General features: G+C 42.8%; 17 protein-coding genes, 1 tRNA gene and 1 other RNA gene. 12 read left to right on the top strand and 7 right to left on the bottom strand.

Annotated elements, in window-relative coordinates:
- The first annotated feature begins 87 nt into the window (after positions 1–87).
- Positions 88–1,104 carry a cell division protein ZipA C-terminal FtsZ-binding domain-containing protein gene (locus CXF65_RS08935; protein WP_101211785.1) on the top strand — a complete coding sequence of 339 codons (1,017 nt, stop codon included), beginning with the start codon at positions 88–90 and terminating at the stop codon, positions 1,102–1,104.
- Between the two features lie 284 nt (positions 1,105–1,388).
- Positions 1,389–3,479, top strand: a complete 2,091-nt coding sequence (gene ligA / locus CXF65_RS08940) for an NAD-dependent DNA ligase LigA (RefSeq protein WP_101211786.1) — start codon at positions 1,389–1,391, stop codon at positions 3,477–3,479.
- 76 nt (positions 3,480–3,555) lie between these two features.
- Here ligA and CXF65_RS08945 read toward each other — a convergent pair whose 3' ends face one another.
- From CXF65_RS08945 to CXF65_RS08970, 6 genes are all read right to left on the bottom strand, one after another.
- Entirely contained in the window at positions 3,556–5,130 is a 1,575-nt protein-coding gene (locus tag CXF65_RS08945) for an RNA-directed DNA polymerase (RefSeq protein WP_101211787.1), read from the bottom strand.
- Between the two features lie 76 nt (positions 5,131–5,206).
- Complete coding sequence (locus CXF65_RS08950) at positions 5,207–5,785, bottom strand: hypothetical protein (protein ID WP_227523235.1); 579 nt, start codon at positions 5,783–5,785, stop codon at positions 5,207–5,209.
- Between the two features lie 223 nt (positions 5,786–6,008).
- Positions 6,009–6,428 carry a hypothetical protein gene (locus CXF65_RS08955; RefSeq protein ID WP_025651635.1) on the bottom strand — a complete coding sequence of 140 codons (420 nt, stop codon included), beginning with the start codon at positions 6,426–6,428 and terminating at the stop codon, positions 6,009–6,011.
- A gap of 387 nt (positions 6,429–6,815) precedes the next feature.
- On the bottom strand, positions 6,816–9,236 hold the full coding sequence (locus tag CXF65_RS08960) for a YgiQ family radical SAM protein (RefSeq protein ID WP_025651633.1): 2,421 nt from the start codon (positions 9,234–9,236) through the stop codon (positions 6,816–6,818).
- Positions 9,237–9,469: 233 nt separating this feature from the next.
- Entirely contained in the window at positions 9,470–10,225 is a 756-nt protein-coding gene (locus tag CXF65_RS08965; RefSeq protein WP_101211789.1) for a hypothetical protein, read from the bottom strand.
- A 143-nt stretch (positions 10,226–10,368) separates the two neighbouring features.
- A complete protein-coding gene (locus tag CXF65_RS08970; protein WP_101211790.1) occupies positions 10,369–10,836 on the bottom strand; it encodes an Lrp/AsnC family transcriptional regulator in 468 nt (155 codons plus the stop codon).
- 274 nt (positions 10,837–11,110) lie between these two features.
- Here CXF65_RS08970 and rarD point away from each other — a divergent pair, with 274 nt between their 5' ends.
- Positions 11,111–12,133, top strand: coding sequence for an EamA family transporter RarD (gene rarD, locus CXF65_RS08975; RefSeq protein WP_264754736.1), 1,023 nt, complete (start codon positions 11,111–11,113; stop codon positions 12,131–12,133).
- Positions 12,134–12,254: 121 nt separating this feature from the next.
- On the opposite strand, the gene smpB is transcribed toward rarD, so the two are convergent.
- A complete protein-coding gene (gene smpB / locus CXF65_RS08980; RefSeq protein ID WP_025651629.1) occupies positions 12,255–12,731 on the bottom strand; it encodes an SsrA-binding protein SmpB in 477 nt (158 codons plus the stop codon).
- A 239-nt stretch (positions 12,732–12,970) separates the two neighbouring features.
- Between smpB and coaD the strand changes: the two genes are divergently transcribed.
- From coaD to CXF65_RS09025, 9 genes are all read left to right on the top strand, one after another.
- Complete coding sequence (gene coaD / locus CXF65_RS08985) at positions 12,971–13,489, top strand: pantetheine-phosphate adenylyltransferase (RefSeq protein ID WP_101211791.1); 519 nt, start codon at positions 12,971–12,973, stop codon at positions 13,487–13,489.
- Between the two features lie 84 nt (positions 13,490–13,573).
- On the top strand, positions 13,574–13,822 hold the full coding sequence (locus CXF65_RS08990) for a YfhL family 4Fe-4S dicluster ferredoxin (protein ID WP_101211792.1): 249 nt from the start codon (positions 13,574–13,576) through the stop codon (positions 13,820–13,822).
- 277 nt (positions 13,823–14,099) lie between these two features.
- A complete protein-coding gene (gene bioA, locus CXF65_RS08995) occupies positions 14,100–15,404 on the top strand; it encodes an adenosylmethionine--8-amino-7-oxononanoate transaminase (RefSeq protein ID WP_101211793.1) in 1,305 nt (434 codons plus the stop codon).
- A complete protein-coding gene (gene bioD, locus CXF65_RS09000) occupies positions 15,401–16,120 on the top strand; it encodes a dethiobiotin synthase (protein WP_025651624.1) in 720 nt (239 codons plus the stop codon). The genes bioA and bioD overlap by 4 nt, the downstream gene beginning before the upstream one ends.
- 86 nt (positions 16,121–16,206) lie before the next feature.
- An RNA gene (rnpB, locus tag CXF65_RS09005) (RNase P RNA component class A) lies at positions 16,207–16,563 on the top strand.
- Between the two features lie 133 nt (positions 16,564–16,696).
- A tRNA-Met gene (locus tag CXF65_RS09010) sits at positions 16,697–16,773 on the top strand.
- 235 nt (positions 16,774–17,008) lie between these two features.
- Complete coding sequence (locus CXF65_RS09015) at positions 17,009–17,821, top strand: ABC transporter permease (RefSeq protein WP_101211794.1); 813 nt, start codon at positions 17,009–17,011, stop codon at positions 17,819–17,821.
- Positions 17,822–17,877: 56 nt separating this feature from the next.
- Positions 17,878–18,549, top strand: coding sequence for an ABC transporter ATP-binding protein (locus CXF65_RS09020; RefSeq protein ID WP_101211795.1), 672 nt, complete (start codon positions 17,878–17,880; stop codon positions 18,547–18,549).
- Positions 18,527–19,633: a capsule biosynthesis protein gene (locus CXF65_RS09025; protein ID WP_227502344.1), complete on the top strand. Its 1,107-nt coding sequence runs from the start codon at positions 18,527–18,529 to the stop codon at positions 19,631–19,633. Before CXF65_RS09020 ends, CXF65_RS09025 begins: the two co-directional genes overlap by 23 nt.
- Positions 19,634–19,703: the final 70 nt, after the last annotated feature.

The following is a 19,703-nucleotide window of genomic DNA, read 5'->3' on the forward strand; positions in this document are numbered from 1 at the left end:
GACGACATGGGTCAGCCATGCTAGAATATTGCCATTTATGCCTTCTTATGTATTCCCTTTTATCATAGTTATTAGGATATATTTCTCATGACCGCTATTCAGTTTATATTGATTGCCATTGCCGCGTTTATCGTGCTCGCAGGGCTGTTTATGGTCATTCGCAGCTTTAAGCGCCGCAAAACGGCTGAGGCTGCCGCGGTCAATTATGATAAAAACGGTATTCCTATCATACCGCGCCACGAGCGTAATATCGTCGATGAGCCAGACTTAGAAGATACCGTCGCTGGCGAGACTAGCATCGGTCCTGATCGCAGTTATTTGGATGCCGTCGTCGAAGAAGAACCTTTGACCCAGACGCATACCACTGTCGATACGCAGTTGACCGCTGGGCGTGGTGAGACTAATGACGTTAATCATGACGTGATGGCTGATACCGATTATGCGCGCTGGCAGGACGAACAACAGCGTAGCGATAATAGCGAGTTTGCAGAAACGGCGCAGCAGATGCAAATCGAGCAAGAGCCTGATGCCTTTTCTAGCCTGATGTCGGCGACTGACAATTTGATGCCATCGATTGATACGGCAGAAGAGCCAAGCTTTGATGACAATAGTCCAATACTTGATCAGCATCTGTCAGAGCCAGTCGATGACGCGCAAAACGGCCCATTGATTAATGCCAAAGACAATATCAATATCACTATTTTGCCGCATCAATACCGCGACCGTCCAGTAGCGGTGATTCGTGGTCGTGATTTATTAACGTTGATTGATAAATATGGTCTGCGCTATGGCGCGATGAACATGTTCCATCGCTATGAGCAAAAAGACGGCACTGGCATGCTGTGGTTTAGCATGATGGGCATCACCGATAGTGGTATCGCACCTTTTGATCCGCATAGCGTGGCGACTAATACTTATAATGGCGTGGTGGTATTTTTGTCTTTGCCACATCCACAAGCGCTGCGTAGCTTTGACAGTATGATGAGTATTGCTTATATGATGGCAAGCGATTTGGACGCCATTATGCTCGATGAAGAGAACGAACGAATCACCCCTGAATACAAACAGCAGCTACGTAACCAAGTGCGCGATTATGAAGGTTAAAGATTAATAGCGACAAACATTAATAAATAATGGCAGTATTCTAAGAGGCAAATAGCGATTGACGTTATCTGCCTTTTTTAGTTTTCAATGGCTTTGATCTTCTGCAAAACATTACAGCCAGTTTAAGATAATTTAGAGACAAAAAAGGTGAGTGAAAGTAATACACAGCGCAGACTGAGCGAGCCTGACACCGTATCTGATTTATATATGATTGGCTATATCCGAGACTCCTACAAACTTGTTATTATATCGGCATCTTGAATTGCAAAGAAAAGACGCCGATTATGACTGATCCTATCTCACCACTTAACTCTAAAGACATTAATAAAGACATCAATACTGCAAAATCTGCAGACAATGATACTGCTATCATTACTCAAATGCGCACGCTTATCGATGCCCTTAAGAAGCACAATTACGCCTATTATGTCCTTGATAATCCCCTCTTAGAAGACAGCGAATACGATCAGTTGCGTCGCTCTTTATTGGCGCTTGAAGAAAAATACCCAGATTTAGTGCAGCCCGACAGTCCGATTAATCAAGTGGGCGATATGCCATTGTCTGCCTTTACCCAGGTCACCCATGATATTCCCATGCTGTCGCTTGGCAACGTCTTTGAATATGATGATCTGCGTGATTTTATGCGCCGCGTCAACGACCGTCTAAGCGACTCTCAGAAAAATCCTGAATATGAGATAGAGTTAAAACTTGACGGTTTGGCGGTGTCGCTCAAATATGCTTATGGCAAATTTGTACAAGCGGTGACCCGCGGTGACGGGCAAACGGGCGAGGATATCACCCAAAATGCCAAAACCATCCGCAATTTGCCACTTTGGCTCGCTGCTGCCGCTGATATCGAGCTGCTAGAAGTACGTGGTGAAGTGCTGATGCCCAAAGCAGGCTTTGAGCGTCTTAATCGACTGGCAGAAGAGAACGATGGTAAAACCTTTGCCAATCCACGCAATGCGGCAGCGGGTAGCCTACGGCAGCTTGATCCAGCTATTGCCGCCAGCCGTCCGTTAGCCTTTTATTGCTACTCAGTGAATCAAGGTCTGCCAAATAGCATCGACACCCAATCAGCGGCTCTTGCTTGGTTAAAGGACATTGGCTTTACCGTCAGTGCGGTGGAAGTAGTACAGAATCCACGTGAGGCGCAAGCTTATTATGAATCAGTCATTGCAACGCGTAGCGACCTACCATTTGAGATTGATGGCACCGTCATCAAAGTAAATAGCTTAGCATTGCAGCAGCAGCTTGGTTTTTTATCGCGTGAACCGCGCTGGGCAACCGCTTATAAATTCCCTGCCGAAACCGTCATGACACGCTTGCATAGTATTGAATGGCAAGTCGGACGTACTGGCGCGATTACGCCCGTTGGTAAATTGGAACCTGTTAAAGTTGGCGGCGTCACTGTTAGCAACGTCACCCTGCATAATTTTGGTGAGGTTCAACGTTTAGATGTACGTGCAGGTGATATGGTCAGCGTCCACCGTGCAGGGGATGTCATTCCCAAAGTTACCCGCGTCTGGACAGATCAACGCCCAGAAGATTCTGAACCAGTGAAACTTCCATCAACTTGTCCCGTCTGCGATTCTCCTGTGGTATTGCCAGAAGATGAAGCGTTGGCGCGCTGTACGGGCGGTTTGTTTTGTCCCGCGCAGCAGCAAGAAGCGCTCATTCATTTTGTCTCGCGTCGAGCGATGGATATCGATGGCTTAGGCGCAAGTTGGCTGATTAGCTTTTTTGAGCACGGTTTGGTCAAGACCGTTGCCGATATCTATCAGTTGCATAAACATCAAGACGAGCTGATTACGCTTGAAAAACTAGGGGAGAAATCGGTACAAAACATCCTCAGCGCCATTGAAGCGAGTAAGCAGACCACACTGGCACGCTTTATCTATGCGCTCGGTATTCGCGGCGTCGGTGAGACCACGGCGCAGAATTTGGCGCAGCAATTTGGCGACCTTGATAGCCTGATGGCAGCAGATATCGACAAGCTCCTACAAACGCCTGACGTTGGCGCAATCACCGCTGAGCTGACTTATAAATTCTTCCGTGCCCCGCACAATATCGAAGTGATTAATTCATTGCTTGAAGCTGGCGTCTATTGGGATAAGGTGGAGCAAAAAGCTACTGGAGACTTACCGCTTGATGGGCAAACATGGGTTATCACGGGTGCGCTCGATAGCATGGCGCGTGATGAAGCCAAAGCCAAACTACAAGCGCTGGGTGCAAAAGTCTCAGGCAGTATATCGGCAAAAACCACTGCGCTACTAGCAGGGGATAAGGCTGGCTCTAAGCTCACCAAAGCGGAAAAACTGGGTGTGAAAATCGTGGGTGAGGAAGAGTTTTTGACGATGTTGACAGAGGTGTAAAAGTGTAGAGTTTGAATGATGGGGTGGGTTGGTAAGAGTGAAACCCACCGATATTGGTTTCTAACGAATAACTATTCTAGCTATTGAAAACTTGCTTTAAGAAACTAACTTTGTCCTTTTTCATTTTACTCCAGTAATCTTTCAAATCATTAGCTGGTAGAACCTCATAGTAGTATAGCCAATAATCATCTTCGTTATTACTGTAAAGATGTTCAGCTACGACTTTATGCTGTTTAACCGCTTTACTGCGGATTCCATATTTCTTTTTGTCATATAAATAGGCAAGTAATAATGTCAAACAGTCATCTAGACTGCCAGTTTTTTCTAATAGAGTTGAGTTTATATCGAATTCAAAGTCGTATTTCAATGAAAAGTATATTGAGTACGCTACAAGTTCATAACTATTACGCTCAGTACCATAGTGAAGAAGATTCTCAGATATATTTTTAATTGTAGAGATATTTATTTCATATCTCTCAAATAACTGATTCTCAAGTAAACCAACAAGGTATGGATAAATCATAACCAAATGATGAACCGTATCAATCAGGTACTCAACAGCATTAGTAGAAGCTCTTTTTCCAGTTATAACCTTTATACCATAATTTAATATAGTAGCATCATCGTCATTTTTCTTAAGTAAGCTCAATAGAAAGTCTAAATAATTAACCATGACATTATAATTGAGGTAACTTATTAAACTTACTGGATGGTTAGAGATATCAACAATCCAACTTGAGTTTTTTGTCGCCGGTAAGTCTTCTATAGAAACTTTCTTACCATTAAGAATTAGACCAAATTTCCGCAATTCATTAGAAAGGTCTGCTAAAAAATTTTCTGCTTTTTCATAGTTCTTTGTTAAACAGACATAGTCATCAATATGTCTTATAAATTTATAACCTTTTTTAACTAATTGATGGTCAATTACTACTAATATAATTTCAGACACTAAATTATATGCATGTGCACCTATTAAAATACCGTGTGTTTCGCCATTATTCGTATTCATCAAAAGTGTATCTAGCTCATTAAACCAAAATCCGCTACGGTTGACTTTTGCATTAGCTTTACCAGCAACTGCCCAAGTTAAAGAGTGAGTATATATGCTGCCAAAACAGTTAGATATATCTGCATGTGCCTGAAACCTTGATTTAATTTTAAACTTTAATAATGGATCATCGTCTTCCCTATAATCTGAAAAACCCATATCGAATAGTTGTTCTTTATCTATCTGGCGATTTATAACTCTTAACGTGTCATATTTTCCTAAGACCAAAATCTTCTTATTCTCTTTAGTTTTTCTTATATGAATTCTACTTACTTTCCAGTCTTGGTTATCTGTATAGGTTTGGAAGTGTAATAGGATATCATCCCAGTTATTTTTCAAATTTAAACAGAGGTTTCTATATGCTATAGGATTTGGAATTGTAATAAGTCTGGGTATATTTACATTTCTGATGCTTTCATAATAGACAGGAGTCGTTTCTTTTTTCTGAAAGGTAGAGTCCTTTTGTTCTTTGCACCAAGCAAAAAAATCAGCAGATTGTAAGAAAGACGGTAAATTGTCGCTAAACATTCCATAACTTAATAAACCCTCATAAACTTCCTGTGGGCTAAGTGAATGATAGTGTTGATAATATGATTTAAACATCGACTTCCTTGTCTATAAAATCTATATGGTTTTTTTAGTGGAATTACTATTAGCTTAGAGAAGTAAAACCCAACTTCTACTCCGCCATCTCTCCATGTGCCTTCACATCACCTTTCTTACCATCTGGCTGTATCACGATAGGCAACACTAGCCCTTTAGCAAAGTCATCAGACAGCACATAATCGTAGCTGCTGGCAGCGACATCGGGCGTGGTATGAATGATAAGCGTCATTTCATTGCCATCGGTTACCTCATGTGAGACATAGGTCTCACTCAACTGATCCAAGGCTTTCGATAGTGCCTCGTTACTGGCCATGCTGATGGTTAGATTGTGCTGTGCGGTCGCAGCGTGCACCTTGAAATAATCCGCATAATCACGGACGTTTTGACTATCCAGTGCAAACGGATACTGATAGTTGGTGGGGTCAGCAGGCTTTTCACCACTGTCTACTAATGACCAGTCTATCGTACCGACTGCTGATTCGCCTTTTGGCGTCGATGAATCTGCTGCTGTCGCCGCTGCCTCAGGGGTTTGGTCAGTAGCATCAACAGAATCGGCAGCGTTATTGCAGCCTGTCAGCGCCCATATACTTGCAATTGCCATCATACTTATTAGACGCTTAGCCATCGAGTTATCCTTTTTATTATTGGTCATGATTAATATGCCCTAGTTTGACAGCTTTCTTTACGGTTCTCTAGCGAAATGGAGGAAACAAGCGCCTGTTGTAAAAATATTGAATATGAAAATATCGAAGCAACTGGCATATTCTTAAAAAATGCGCACAAAAAAACAGCCACCATATGATGACTGTTTATAGTATTGCTCAGTTTAATAATTGTAGGTTTATCATTATTAATGAACGATTAAACCAAAATTATTATCTGCCTATCTGACAGTTTACTTGATATTCTTTACCGTCAGCCCACTTCATGGCAAAGATACCTTTATCGCCTTTCATGTGCCATGCATAGACGACTTCTGAGTTTGATTCGTTGACATAGCTCGCGGTGTCACCTTGGACGCCACCATTTAAGATGATTGGTTGGTCGGCCCAGTTTACTTTAGGTAAGGTCGCGTTTAGCATGACTTGCTTTTTATTAATGGACTGTTTTGCCATGATTTTACTGTCGTCAGTACAGGTATAAGGGGCTGGTGCCATACGATCATAAGCGGCGTTAGTGACACTTTCTGAAGCAGGCGTATTTGATGACTCTGGCGTAGTAGGGACGGTGGTGGCACAAGCGCTCAATAAGGCAAGGGCAGGTAGGGCAGTCGCGAATTTAGTTAAAGTATGCACTGTTTTCTCCAAAAGTAGCTTTTATATAAAGTAACTTTTATATATCGTTATTCGTTTATGGTCATTTATTTGTTCTTAATAATGCGTTAAGCATATGACGTCATAGTAGCGAAAACGTGGTCAGAGCAATGTTAGAAATTGTTTGTTACCTGTTAGCTTTCTTACTTAACCGATGACTAATGTAATTTCTAATTTTAGTAGGTCGTGAACTAAGCATTAACTGATTTGCAGAACAATTTAATCTTAATAACTTAGATTAGCTCATTGATTAATTTGGTCAATAAAAATCGCCCATCAACGATTAAGCTGATGGGCGATTTTTATTAATAACGAGCGTTGAGCTGTTGCCAACCAAGCTTAGTTTATAACCTTGGTTTGCTAATATAATTATTTTGTTTTGCGCGGTGGCAGACCCGTATGCTGCGTTTGGAAGTTGCCTTTGCTCACTTGCTTCTTGGTGTTTTTTACAGCGCTCGAGCTATTATTGGTGCGCTTCACCGAATCATTACCTAGGCGGCTGTTCTTTTTACGCGCTGATTGATAGCTGTCTTGTGCCGCATCACGACCTTCTAAGCTGGCGTTAAAGGGCGGAATCAAGCAGCCACGGTTTTTGCCAATCAAGTCACTACGTCCCATGTCTTGCAGTGCTTTACGCAATAATACCCAGTTCTTTGGATCATGAAAGCGCAAGAACGCTTTGTGCAATTTTCGCTGCTTGCCCGACTTGACGATATCCATGTCACCTTCACTGCGGCTAATCTTATGCAGCGGATCTTTATGCGTATGATACATGGTGGTCGCCGTTGCCATCGGACTCGGATAGAACGCCTGCACTTGGTCAGCGCGATAGCCATGACTTTTTAGCCACAGCGCAAGATTCATCATATCTTCATCTTTGGTGCCCGGATGGGCGGCGATGAAGTAAGGAATCAGATATTGCTCTTTGCCTGCCTCTTGGCTGTACTGCTCAAACATGGCTTTGAATTTATCATAGCTGCCCATGCCCGGCTTCATCATCTTTGATAGCACGCCTTCTTCTGAGTGCTCAGGCGCGATTTTTAGATAACCACCGACATGATGGCTGACCAACTCTTTGACATATTCAGGGTCTTTTACTGCCAAGTCATAACGCAAGCCAGAAGCGATAAGGATTTTTTTCACGCCTTTGATATCACGCGCTTTACGGTATAGCTTGGTCAAATTACTGTGATCGGTGATCAGGTTTTCGCAGACGTCAGGATAGACACAAGATGGCTTGCGGCAATTCTTTTCAATGGTATCGTCTTTGCAGTTTAGACGATACATATTAGCCGTGGGTCCACCAAGATCCGATATCACCCCAGTGAAGTTGGGTGCGGTATCACGAATCGCTTCCACTTCACGCAAGATAGACTCTTCTGAGCGGTTTTGGATAATGCGGCCTTCGTGCTCAGTGATCGAGCAGAAGGTACAACCACCAAAGCAGCCACGCATGATATTGACCGAAAACTTAATCATGTCATAAGCAGGAATGCGCGCGTCGCCATAGCTCGGATGTGGTAGGCGTGCATATGGCAAGTCAAATACGTAATCCATCTCTTCGGTTGAGAGCGGAATCGGTGGTGGATTGAGCCAAACGTCAATAGAGGTGTGTGAGTTGCCAGCGCCGCTACTATGACGCTGCACCAGTGCGCGCGCGTTGCCCGGATTGGTCTCCAAATGTAAGATACGACTCGCATGAGCATAGAGCACAGGGTCAGATTTGACGTGCTCATAATCAGGCAGACGAATCACGGTTTGCTCACGCGGCGGCATTTTAAGTTTATGCTTGCGTGCTGTCATCGGCTTATTAAAGCCACGCATTTGCACGACTTGCGTTTCTTCATCGACTTGATGCGCATTGATAATTTTATTGGTAACTGGTTCAGACACAAAGCCGGGATACTGTGAAGCCATTCCTGACAGCGCTTGCCCAACGGGCGAGTCGCTCGGCTTTTCTTGCTCGATTGAGCATTGATCCACGTCTTCGGTCATGACGTATGGGTTGATAATCGGATCAACACGACCGACAGTATCGACATCATTACTGGCAACCTCGGTCATATCCGCTTGCCAATGGCGGCGCGTCGGGGTCAACAGATAGGACGTACCACGCAATTTGCTCATTTGCTCAAAGCTATAGCCTTTCGACAGACCATGTACCACATCGACGATGGCACGCTCAGCATTACCATACAATAAGACATCGGCACGGGCATCGAGCAATATGCTGCGGCGAACTTTATCTGACCAATAGTCATAGTGGGCGATACGGCGTAAGCTACCTTCGATACCGCCTAAGATAATCGGCACATCAGGATACGCTTCGCGGCAGCGCTGGCTATAGACGATAGCAGCGCGGTCAGGACGCTTATTGGCGACATTGCCTGGAGAGTACGCATCATCGCTACGAATCTTGCGATCAGCGGTATAACGGTTAATCATGCTGTCCATATTGCCCGCCGTCACACCATAAGCATAGACAGGTTTGCCCAGTTCCATAAAGGCATCTTTGCTCTTCCAGTCTGGCTGGGCAATGATACCGACGCGGAAGCCTTGTGCTTCTAATAAGCGGCCGATAATCGCCATGCCAAAGCTTGGATGGTCGACATAGGCATCGCCTGAGATGATGATGACGTCACAAGCGTCCCAGCCCAAATCATCCATTTCTTTACGGCTCATCGGCAGATAAGGCGCAGGCTCGTAGCAGCTCGCCCAGTGTTTGTCGTAGTCGTAAAGTGGCTTGGTGCCTTGTTTAAAGGCGGTGCGGGCGATGGTATCGGCAGACATGGGCAGACCTGTTAATTAAAAAGTGGCACTAAAAATAAGCCGTTATTGTTATTCATTAACAACGGCTCATTTAAAAGCGCTCATTTTAACATGAATCGCACTCATGATGCGACCTATTCTATGATGGGCGATTAATGATAAGTTATTGATAGTGTAAGACAATCTATGAATAAAAAGGCTTTTAGAAACCAACCATCTTTTCGTTCTAAATCATCGTTTATAGTAAGGAATTACTACTCTAATAACTGGAATGGGAAAGTCACCACATCAAATGCTAGGGCGAAAGGCAATAAAACCAACTTTTGAGCCGTATTCGTACCACTACGAGTGACTTGGTCTTGCTGCGTTTGTGTATGGAAGCTGACCATATAAGGCTTGCTTAAAGCGCGATAATTCGACTGAATTAGGCTTAAATTGCTGACTTGCGGATAGATAGCGCCTTTTACAGGAACGCTAAAGCAAAAGCGCTGAGCGTTGATGCGCAGATCGCTGGCGGATGTACACTCGCGGCCATTATTCTGTAAAAAGAACTGATAGTCAGAACGCTTAAATTCATCCTTTAATTTGGCGTAAGACATCTTCATCTCTCCCTGAAAATACCCATCATTATTGGGCACAGCAAAGCTCATGTCATTATCGACTTGGATGTTCTTTGGCGTCAGATTGGTGAGCAAATTGACCATTTCTGTCCCGCCTTGGGTCAGCACGTAGCTGTTCTTTTCACCGACGATCACCATGGTCGCATTTGGCGTTTTTGGCAATGCTTGCGCAGGACGACCAAAAGCCACGATTTGGTCTTCAGACAACACACTCTTAGTCGTGGTTGTGCTGACACGGTTATTGTCTTCTAACAATGAACTGGTGGCACAGCCTGAGCTGGCGAGCAATGCCGCGAGCGACGCCCCTGTTATCACTGTTTTAAAACTTAATGCTTTTAGTGCTGGATCAGCACTTTCTTCTTTTTTAAGGGCACGGGTATTTTTAGTCATACTACGACTTCCTTGTCTACTGTCAATGGACTATTGAGGTGGCAATTATTGTTTACTGCCAGACTTTCGTTGATATCGTACCTTTTTTAGTAGTAACTTATCTACTTTTAATTAACCCAATAAACCAATGCTTGTTGAGATTGCTAATCAAGCAAAATTTTTGTCCCACTTTTAGTAAAATTCATCACAAATTGGCTTTTAAAGTTGCGTACATTGTTCTCATAGGTGAGCAGACCAGTCGTGAATCGATGATAATCGCTCATATTTCTGGCATTGACCATCAACATAAAATCCGCATCACCGGACACTTCATAGCAGCTCATCACTTGTGGCTGCGCATTCATCAAACGCTCAAATCGATGTTGCATCGAGGTATTTGAGCGCGCCATCTCTATCATTACCACGGCAGTCAGGCCGTAACCAACCTTATTTGGATCCACGATAGCGACTTGCTTAGTAATGACGCTATTGCTTATTAATGCTTGGATGCGGCGCTGGACAGTAGCGATAGACACATGCACGTGTTCTGCCACCGTTTTTAATGGCAAGGTCGCATCATCTTGTAGCAAATTTAAAATCGCTTTATCGATATCATCTAAAATTTGGCTCATTGTATGCTCTCTTCTAAAAAGTATTTTTGTTAAAGATTTTTATAATTATTATCACTATAAGTCAAAATTTAAGAAAATATTTGGTTTTAAGAGTCATAAAAGATAAATTTATTTATAAATAGCTTTATTTGGAGATAATTTATCAATATCGTTCAGTAAAATAGACACCACTAATCAAAGCTTGGCAAACAAAGCCTAGTAATCAAAGCTTAGCCATAATAAATACAGGCTAATAGCGGGTTTTCTAAAATCTATTTACATGTACGGTGTCTTTATGTCTATCTTAATGCTATCTAACGTATTCGCTAATACACTCGCAACGACTGTTTCGCGCTTGCCACTGGCTACTATCTGGACAGCAGGCAGCACACAGCAACGTACGTTAATCATGGGCGTGGCCTTAGCAGTATTGTCGAATTTGTTGTTTGGCGTACTTTATGCTTACAGCAGCTTTTTAGCGCCATTGTCAGGTACGCAAGTCTTTATCTGGCGTATGCTAGCGATGTGGGCGGGACTGATAGGCTATTTGCTAATTAGTGGGCGCTTGGGTTTGCATATTGATAAGTTAAAAGCGCTAGGTACTGTGAAGCAGTGGGCGTGGTTGTTATTGCCAACACCGATATTCCTCAGTCAGTTTTGGTTATTTATGTGGGCACCGGTCAATGAGCAGGGCGTTCAAACCGCAATGGGCTATTTTTTATTCCCACTAATGATGGTTATATTTGGCTGTGTCTTTTTTGGCGAAAAGTTAAGCCGTCTGCAATGGTTGGCGGTTGCCTTTGCCGCTGTCGGCGTCGGTAGTGAAATTATTCGTACCCAAAGTGTCTCTTGGGCCACACTTTGGGTCTGTGGCACGTATCCTATTTATTATATTTTGCGTCGTCTGCAAGGGATTGGCGCGGTGACTGGACTCTTGGTCGATTTAACGATATTCGCGCCATTTGCCTTGGTTTATTTATTTTTATTCGCGCCGAGCAGTTTGAGCGTGGTAAGTGGTTCTGGTTTCTTTATCATGATGCTGGCAGGGTTGGGTGTTCTTAGCGTGCTGGCTATGAAAACCAACGTCGATGCCAGTCAAATGCTCCCCGTGAATGTCTATGGCATGATGAGTTACTTAGAACCAGCATTATTGTTTATACTGGCCATCACCGTCTTGGGCAATCCATTTGAATCAGCAATGATTTATAGCTATGGGCTCATTTGGTTGGGTATTGCTTGTTTGATTAGCCATGGTATTCGTCAACTGCGCCGTGCTCAAAAAGAGTCGAAGATCAATAAAATAGCTCAAGCAATCTGATTTTTAACAATGCAGCTCAGTCTTATCAAAACGCTATTTTTTCAAATAAAAAAGGACGATTCAACAGTATGCTGAATCGTCCTTTTTACGTTAGAGTAAAGTGAATGGTTTCATTCATCTATTAATCTAAATGCTGTTTAAAGCCGCGCTGCTTATCACGTTCCCAATCACGGTCTTTTAGCGTTTTGCGTTTATCATGTTGCTTTTTACCCAGTGCCAAGCCAATTTGACATTTAACCAGCGAGTTTTTCCAATAACAAGACAACGGTACGCAAGCATAGCCCTTTTGATTGACAGCGCCAAACAGCTTTTCAATCTCGCGGCGATTGAGGAGTAGCTTACGGGTACGAATGCTATCAGGACTCACATGCGTTGAGCTAGATAACAATGGCTGGATATGCGCGCCAAATAAGAAGGCTTCATTATTGCGGAAGATGACATAGGCTTCAGTAATCGTCATTTTACCTGCACGAATGGCTTTGACTTCCCAGCCTTGTAGCGCCAGACCTGCTTCAAAGGTTTCTTCGATGAAGTACTCGTGGCGCGCCTTTTTGTTGGCACAAATTTGATTGTCCGGTTTTCTTGATTTTTTTGACATAATTTCTCCATAAGGGGTGCAAAATATATTGCCCTTGTCTAACAGTCCTCATCCGAACCCTTTAATATGGATTGTCTTTTATTATAAATAATAAGAGGGATGAGTCGAACCGCCTATTGTAGCAAAGCAGTTCACAAAAATGTAAGTCGGCTGTTAGGACAAATGTAGCAGATGAGTATTAAGTTTGGGCAAAATTTGCTAGCATATAGCGTAATATTACCGACTACATTAGCCACGTTATGAGCCATCCTACTGCTGCCAATTCCTCAAAGCTACATACCAAAATTTTATATCCTGGTACCTTTGACCCCATTACTAATGGTCATGTCGACTTAGTCAAGCGAGCAACCAAGCTGTTCGACGAGGTCGTCATTGCCGTTGCTTCAGGCCATCATAAAAAACCGCTATTTAGTTTTGAAGAGCGCGTTACCTTGGTCGAAACCGTATTTGCTGATTTACCGCAAGTATCGGTGATTGGTTTTGAAGGTCTGCTGGTCGATTTTATGCGTGAAAAAAATGCCACTGCCGTCTTGCGTGGTCTACGGGCGATGTCGGATTTTGAATATGAGTTTCAGCTGGCCAATATGAACCGTGAACTTGATGAGAACTTTGAAGCAGTATTTTTGACCCCATCTCAGAACTATTCGTTTATCTCGTCTACCATGATTCGCGAAATTGCCAAGCTTGGCGGCGATGTGACTAAATTTGTTCCTCAGTGTGTGTCGCAAGGCTTTGCTGAGAAACTCAATCTTAAATAGACATAGTATTTATTGACGACTATTCGCTGGAACCGTCAAAACGGCCAGTCTTGATTGTTATCCGTAAAATATAAGGAGCAGTTTATGGCGCTATTAATCACTGATGAATGCATCAACTGTGACGTCTGCGAGCCTGCCTGCCCGAATGAGGCCATCTCAGAAGGCGATGACATCTATGTTATCAACCCCGACCTATGTACCGAATGCGTTGGCCATTTCGATGAGCCGCAATGCGTGGTCATTTGTCCTGTCGACTGTATTCCTCATGATCCTGATCATGTCGAAACCGAAAGCGATTTGATGTCAAAATACAAACGTATCACTGGTCAGTAATGCGTTGCCAATCGTGCCTTTGAGTTAATAGTTATTTTAAAATAAAACCGATACGTTAAAAATCGATACATTAATAGATAGGTGCGATTGGTATAAACTTCCTTTGCTTGCTGTTATCACAGAGGCTACGAAAAACTCATCCCAGTCGCACTGTATTTTTTTTAAAGTAAATCCACTATATAAAAATGCTAAAAACTAGGAATAATATGACGAATACGGATATTCAAATGGTAGTACGCTTTTTTAAAAATAAATGCTTGTCGTTTGAGCGCGTACTATGAGTGTCGATGCTGCTACCAGTGATTTTGATCAACAGCACCTTTGGCATCCCTACGCCAGCCTGCCGCCCACCTATCCAAATATCGTTATTGATCATGCAGAAGGCATTTATATTGTCACGCAAGATGGTACGCGTCTGATTGACGGCATGTCATCTTGGTGGGCGAGTGTCCATGGTTATAATCATCCAACGCTCAATGCCGCGATGATTGAACAATTGGGCAAAATGGCGCATGTCATGTTTGGCGGCTTGACCCATCAGCCAGCGATAGATTTAGGCAAAAAGCTGCTAGCTATTGTACCTGCTGGACTCGATGCGATATTTTATGCCGATAGCGGCAGTATCGCGGTAGAAGTGGCGCTAAAAATGGCATTGCAATATCAAATTGCCACTGCGCGTCCGCAAAAGTGCCAGTTTGCCTCAACGCACTCTGGCTATTATGGCGACACGTGGCATGCGATGAGTGTTTGTGATCCTGTTAATGGCATGCACAGCCTGTATGGTAAACAATTACCGATGCAGCACTTTGTGTCTGCGCCGCCTTTAGGATTTGAGCGCGAGCTAAATCAAAATACACGTGATGAATTAATAGTGTTTTTTGCTAAAAATAGCGATCAACTTGCCGGATTTATCATTGAGCCTATTATTCAAGGCGCAGGCGGTATGCGCTTTTATAGCCCTGAGTATTTACAACTACTGCGTCAGCTATGTGATGAGCATAACGTGCTGCTCATTGCTGATGAAATCGCCACAGGCTTTGGGCGTAGTGGCAAGCTGTTTGCTTGCGAGCATGCCGATATTAGTCCTGATATTATGACCATTGGCAAAGCACTGACGGGTGGTTATATGACCTTTGCCGCGACTTTATGTACGCGCCATATTGCTGACACCATCAGCCAAAGTGATTATCCAGCCCTGATGCATGGCCCGACCTTTATGGGAAATCCGCTGGCTTGTGCGGTCGCTTCTGCATCGATTGATTTAATTTTGTCCTATGATATCGAAGCTCGTACGGCAAATATGCAAACCGTAATGGAACAACAACTCGCGCCTGCAGCGACGTTAGCTGGCGTTGAAGAAGTACGTTGTTTGGGGGCGGTAGCCGTCATTGAGCTTAATGACGCGGTTAATATGCCAGTATTTCAATCTTTACTTATTGAACACGGCATCTGGGTACGACCCTTCGGTAAGTTGGTTTATATCATGCCGCCCTATATGACTACTGACACTGAATTAGTAACGTTATGTCAGTCATTGTTAACGGTGGTTCGTGTTTATTTAACAAAGCAAGGTCAACTATGAGCGTGCTATTTATCTCTGGTATCGATACCGATATTGGCAAGACTTACGCTACCGGCATGGTAGCAAAGGCGCTGATGCATCAAGGTGCTAACGTCATCACTCAAAAGTTGGTACAAACAGGCGTTAGCGTCAATTGTGATACTGGTGAGATGAATATTGCCGATGATATTGTCACTCATCGTCAATTGATGAATATGCCGTTGCAGCCTTGTGATTTAGACTTTACCACGTGTCCGTTTCGCTATGAGAAACCTGCGTCACCGCATTTATCTGCTGCGCTTGCTAATGCCGTTCTAGACCCTGAAATCATCACCAAGTTTACGCAGCAATTGCAACAAAGCTACGATATAGTGCTATTAGAGGGCGCAGGTGGCTTGCTTGTGCCCATAACCGAGCAGCTATTAACCTTAGATTATATTGCTACTCAAGGTTATCCGGTGATTTTAGTCACATCAGGGCGGCTTGGTAGTATTAATCATACTTTGCTGAGTTTAGAGGCGATTAAAGCGCGTGGTTTGACGGTACATAGCGTCATTTATAACCATATTCATGACAGTGCTGCCCAGACGGATAAGCAAATAGCTGATAGCACGATTGATTATTTAAAAAACTACTTAGCGCAAAATTATCCAAACACACATTGGTTACAGCTGTCACGCCAAGATAAAGACCAGAAGAATGACAATGATTTAATATTACCGCTGAACTTTCTTTAGATCCTGATTCAAGTCATTTGGTAAAAAAGTGAAATAAACGCAAAAGATATTCCTAGACAGCCATTAGTTTTGCTATACTAGCGCGCTTGGTAGACTAGGCAATCGCCGCTGCACACTGGCAACAGATGCGCAGGGGAGGAAAGTCCGGGCTACATAGGGCAGCGTGCCAGCTAACGGCTGGGCAGGGTAACTTGACGACCAGTGCAGCAGAGAGTAGACCGCCCCGCGCAAGCGAGGTAAGGGTGAAAGGGTGCGGTAAGAGCGCACCGCGTGAATGGCAACATCTCACGGCATGGTAAACTCCACGCGTAGCAAGACCAAATAGGCATCGGCATGGCGCGGCCCGCGTTCGATGCGGGTAGGTTGCTTGAGCGTATTAGCGATGATACGCCTAGAGGAATGATTGTCCACGACAGAACCCGGCTTATCGGTTTACCAATTTTTTATTGTTCGTTTTTATCGTTAGTGCTATGCATATTTGCTATTAATTTGAATTAAATTCCTATTTTTTGCAGATAAACGATAATTAGGGGTTGACGACAGTCTTCTCTATCGGTATTATACCGAGCCTTAAATGGCGATGTAGCTCAGCTGGTTAGAGCGCATGACTCATAATCGTGAGGTCAAGAGTTCAAGTCTCTTCATCGCCACCATTTATAGTAAGAATAGCAGTACGAAAGAAGCCAATCCTTTGTGATTGGTTTTTTTTTGGCTAAAAAACCCAATGAAGACAATATTCTAAAGTCAGTTAGATAAATAACCGTTTATATTTACTTGCTGTTTTCTTGCTAAATCATAGGTTTATCTGTTTAGACACAGATTAATTCTTGTAACTTATGTCCCGCTTACTTATCATAGGGGCTGTTTTCGGTAAAGTCCTGTAACGCTATGTCTGTACAATTACCTCCTTATCGTCCTATTAAGCACCGTAGTGGACTGAAAGTCATGGGTGCGGCATTCCATGCATTGCTCATGCGTGAGCTGCAAACGCGTTTTGGTGGTTATCGCTTGGGCTATCTATGGGCGCCGCTAGAAGTTATTTTTCAAATTCTTATATTTTTGGTTATTTTTGGTGCTATTCGTGAGCGTTTAGTGCCAGGAATGGATTTTTCTTTGTTCTTAGTAGCAGGGATGGTTCCATTTCGTATGTTTCAAAAAATAGCAACAAGGGCATTAGGGGCTGTTGAAGCGAATAAAGGCTTGTTGATGTATCGCTCAATCAAACACATCGATGTAATTATTGCCCGCTCATTTTTAGAGTTAATCATTTATTTTTTTACTTCGATACTACTATTAGTTGGTTTGGCCTTTTTTAATATCTATGCCAACTTAGAAAACCTGCATATTGTATTGTTTTGCTGGATTACTTTGTTCATGTTTAGCTTTGGCATCGCTTTGATTATGATGGTAATAGGGTATTATGGTGGCGAAATTAGTAAAGTAGTGACAATATTTTTTACGATACTTTACTTTACCTCAGGTATTATTTTCCCTATTCACATAGTTCCAGAGCCTTATTTTAGTTACTTATTATATAATCCTCTGATCCATAATATTGAGCTCATAAGACATGCTTTCGCTCCCAATTATCCAGCCTATCATATTGATATAGGGTATTTTTTGAAGTGGATGATCGGTGTTAATTTTTTTGGCCTTTTACTTTATAAATTTACAGAAAGAGATATGCTGCGTTCTCGTTAAGTAGCTAACTTTCTCCTTAGTATTATTGATAGTCATTCAAAAATATAGGTAGATAAATGATCGAGATCAAAAATATTTCCAAATCATTTATGACTAAGCAAGGTCGGCATTATTTATTTAAAGATTTAAACCTGACCATCGGTGATAAAAAAAATGTAGGTTTACTTGGTCGAAATGGTGCGGGTAAATCAACGTTGCTGCGGATTATTTGTGGTCTTGATGAGCCGGATAGTGGTGAAATTATTACCGATTCCACTATTTCTTGGCCAGTTGGTGTAGCAGGTGGATTCCAAGGTAGCTTGACGGGCCGTCAAAACGTGCGTTTTGTTTGTCGTCTTTACTCAAGCGGACCCTATATCGATGAAAAAATTCGTTTTGTCGAAGAATTTGCTGACATTGGTAATTATTTTGATATGCCAGTAAAAAGCTATTCTTCAGGTATGAAAGCACGCTTAACCTTTGGTTTAAGCTTAGCCTTTGATTTTGATTATTATATGCTTGATGAAGCTGGTGCGGTTGGTGACGCCGCTTTTCGTAAGCGTAGTGAAGAGATTTTAGCAGCGCGCCGTCAGCAAGCCGGGTTTTTAATTGTATCGCATAACATCGGTGATATTAAGCGTAATTGCGATATTGGTATTGTGCTAATGGATCAAACAGCACACGTCTTTGATGACACAACAGAAGCGATTGAGGTTTATGAAAAGCATGTCCACAAAGCGAAAAAATAAGATAATTGACTTCTCGCTGTTCATTGGCTTGGTGATCCTCCCTTGGGTGTTGGTGATCTTTTATGTCATGACCCTTGCACATCCGCGCTTTATTTCGACAGCTGATGTGGTCGTGAAACAAGTGAGCGAATCTAGCGTACCTTCTGGTGGCGGTCTATCGGCCTTGTTAGGTGTGAATAGCACCAGTAAAGAAGATGCAACCTATCTGACTGAATATATATTGTCCAATGATATGGTGAAGCGCCTTGATAATAAGTTTAAGTTCCGCGAGGCTTATTATGTAGATGGCTCGGATCCTATTTACGAGATTGATCCTGATGCGTCGCAAGAAGATTTACTCGAATATTTTAAAAGTCGGGTTCATATCAATCTTGACGAACAAAGCTATGTATTGTCAGTATCGACAGAAGCCTTTGATTCAGACTACGCTTTTGAGCTTAACAAAGCGATTTTGAGTGAGTCTGAACAGTTTGTAAACCGCATTTCACAAGAGGTCGCGCGTGATCAACTGGTGTTTGCCGAGACGCAACTCGATGAATCACAGGATCGCTTGAATGATGCCAAAGAACAGTTGCTCAATTATCAAAATGAAAACGAAATTTATGACCCGCAGGCCAATGCCCAAATTGTTAATCAACTGATTGGTAGCCTACAAGCGCAGCTTAGCTCATTACGCACTGAAGAGCGACAATTGCTAAGCTATTTGAACCCAGATGCGCCGCAAGTGGTGTCGTTAAGAAGTCAGATTAAGGCAGTTGAAGAGCAGATTGCTCAAGAACAAACCAAACTAACCTCACCAAATACGACCAAATTGAACCGTCAAGCTGTACAGTTTGAGACGATTAAAGCGGATGTTGAGTTCGCCACTGAGTTATATAAGTTGTCACTATCATCGCTTGAAAAGGCCCGCTTAGAAGCCTTTAAAAAAATGAAAAACTTGATTGTAATCTCAACCCCTTATGAGGCTGAAGAAGCATCCTATCCGCGTCATATTTATATTATTTGGACATCGCTGGCATTGCTTTTGATGCTTTATGGCTTTGTACGTCTAGTAATGGCAGTGGTTCGTGACCATCGTAGCTAGCTTTGAATTTTCTTACAGGGTAAGTTTTAAAATTTTTACCCTGTAAAAAGCTAAAGATTTGATGCGCTTG

The organism is Psychrobacter sp. Sarcosine-3u-12, assembly GCF_002836005.1.
Classification (GTDB): Bacteria; Pseudomonadota; Gammaproteobacteria; order Pseudomonadales; family Moraxellaceae; genus Psychrobacter; species Psychrobacter okhotskensis.

Bases quoted from the DNA above. Each gene is read 5' to 3' on its own strand.
- CXF65_RS08990 (WP_101211792.1), top strand. From the start codon at position 13,574: ATGGCGCTATTAATCACTGATGAATGCATCAACTGTGACGTCTGCGAG.
- CXF65_RS09020 (WP_101211795.1), top strand. From the start codon at position 17,878: ATGATCGAGATCAAAAATATTTCCAAATCATTTATGACTAAGCAAGGT.
- CXF65_RS08960 (WP_025651633.1), bottom strand. From the start codon at position 9,236: ATGTCTGCCGATACCATCGCCCGCACCGCCTTTAAACAAGGCACCAAG.
- bioA (WP_101211793.1), top strand. From the start codon at position 14,100: ATGAGTGTCGATGCTGCTACCAGTGATTTTGATCAACAGCACCTTTGG.
- bioD (WP_025651624.1), top strand. From the start codon at position 15,401: ATGAGCGTGCTATTTATCTCTGGTATCGATACCGATATTGGCAAGACT.
- CXF65_RS08945 (WP_101211787.1), bottom strand. From the start codon at position 5,130: ATGTTTAAATCATATTATCAACACTATCATTCACTTAGCCCACAGGAA.
- smpB (WP_025651629.1), bottom strand. From the start codon at position 12,731: ATGTCAAAAAAATCAAGAAAACCGGACAATCAAATTTGTGCCAACAAA.
- CXF65_RS08935 (WP_101211785.1), top strand. From the start codon at position 88: ATGACCGCTATTCAGTTTATATTGATTGCCATTGCCGCGTTTATCGTG.
- coaD (WP_101211791.1), top strand. From the start codon at position 12,971: ATGAGCCATCCTACTGCTGCCAATTCCTCAAAGCTACATACCAAAATT.
- CXF65_RS09025 (WP_227502344.1), top strand. From the start codon at position 18,527: ATGTCCACAAAGCGAAAAAATAAGATAATTGACTTCTCGCTGTTCATT.
- CXF65_RS09015 (WP_101211794.1), top strand. From the start codon at position 17,009: ATGTCTGTACAATTACCTCCTTATCGTCCTATTAAGCACCGTAGTGGA.
- CXF65_RS08965 (WP_101211789.1), bottom strand. From the start codon at position 10,225: ATGACTAAAAATACCCGTGCCCTTAAAAAAGAAGAAAGTGCTGATCCA.
- ligA (WP_101211786.1), top strand. From the start codon at position 1,389: ATGACTGATCCTATCTCACCACTTAACTCTAAAGACATTAATAAAGAC.
- CXF65_RS08950 (WP_227523235.1), bottom strand. From the start codon at position 5,785: ATGACCAATAATAAAAAGGATAACTCGATGGCTAAGCGTCTAATAAGT.
- rarD (WP_264754736.1), top strand. From the start codon at position 11,111: ATGTCTATCTTAATGCTATCTAACGTATTCGCTAATACACTCGCAACG.
- CXF65_RS08970 (WP_101211790.1), bottom strand. From the start codon at position 10,836: ATGAGCCAAATTTTAGATGATATCGATAAAGCGATTTTAAATTTGCTA.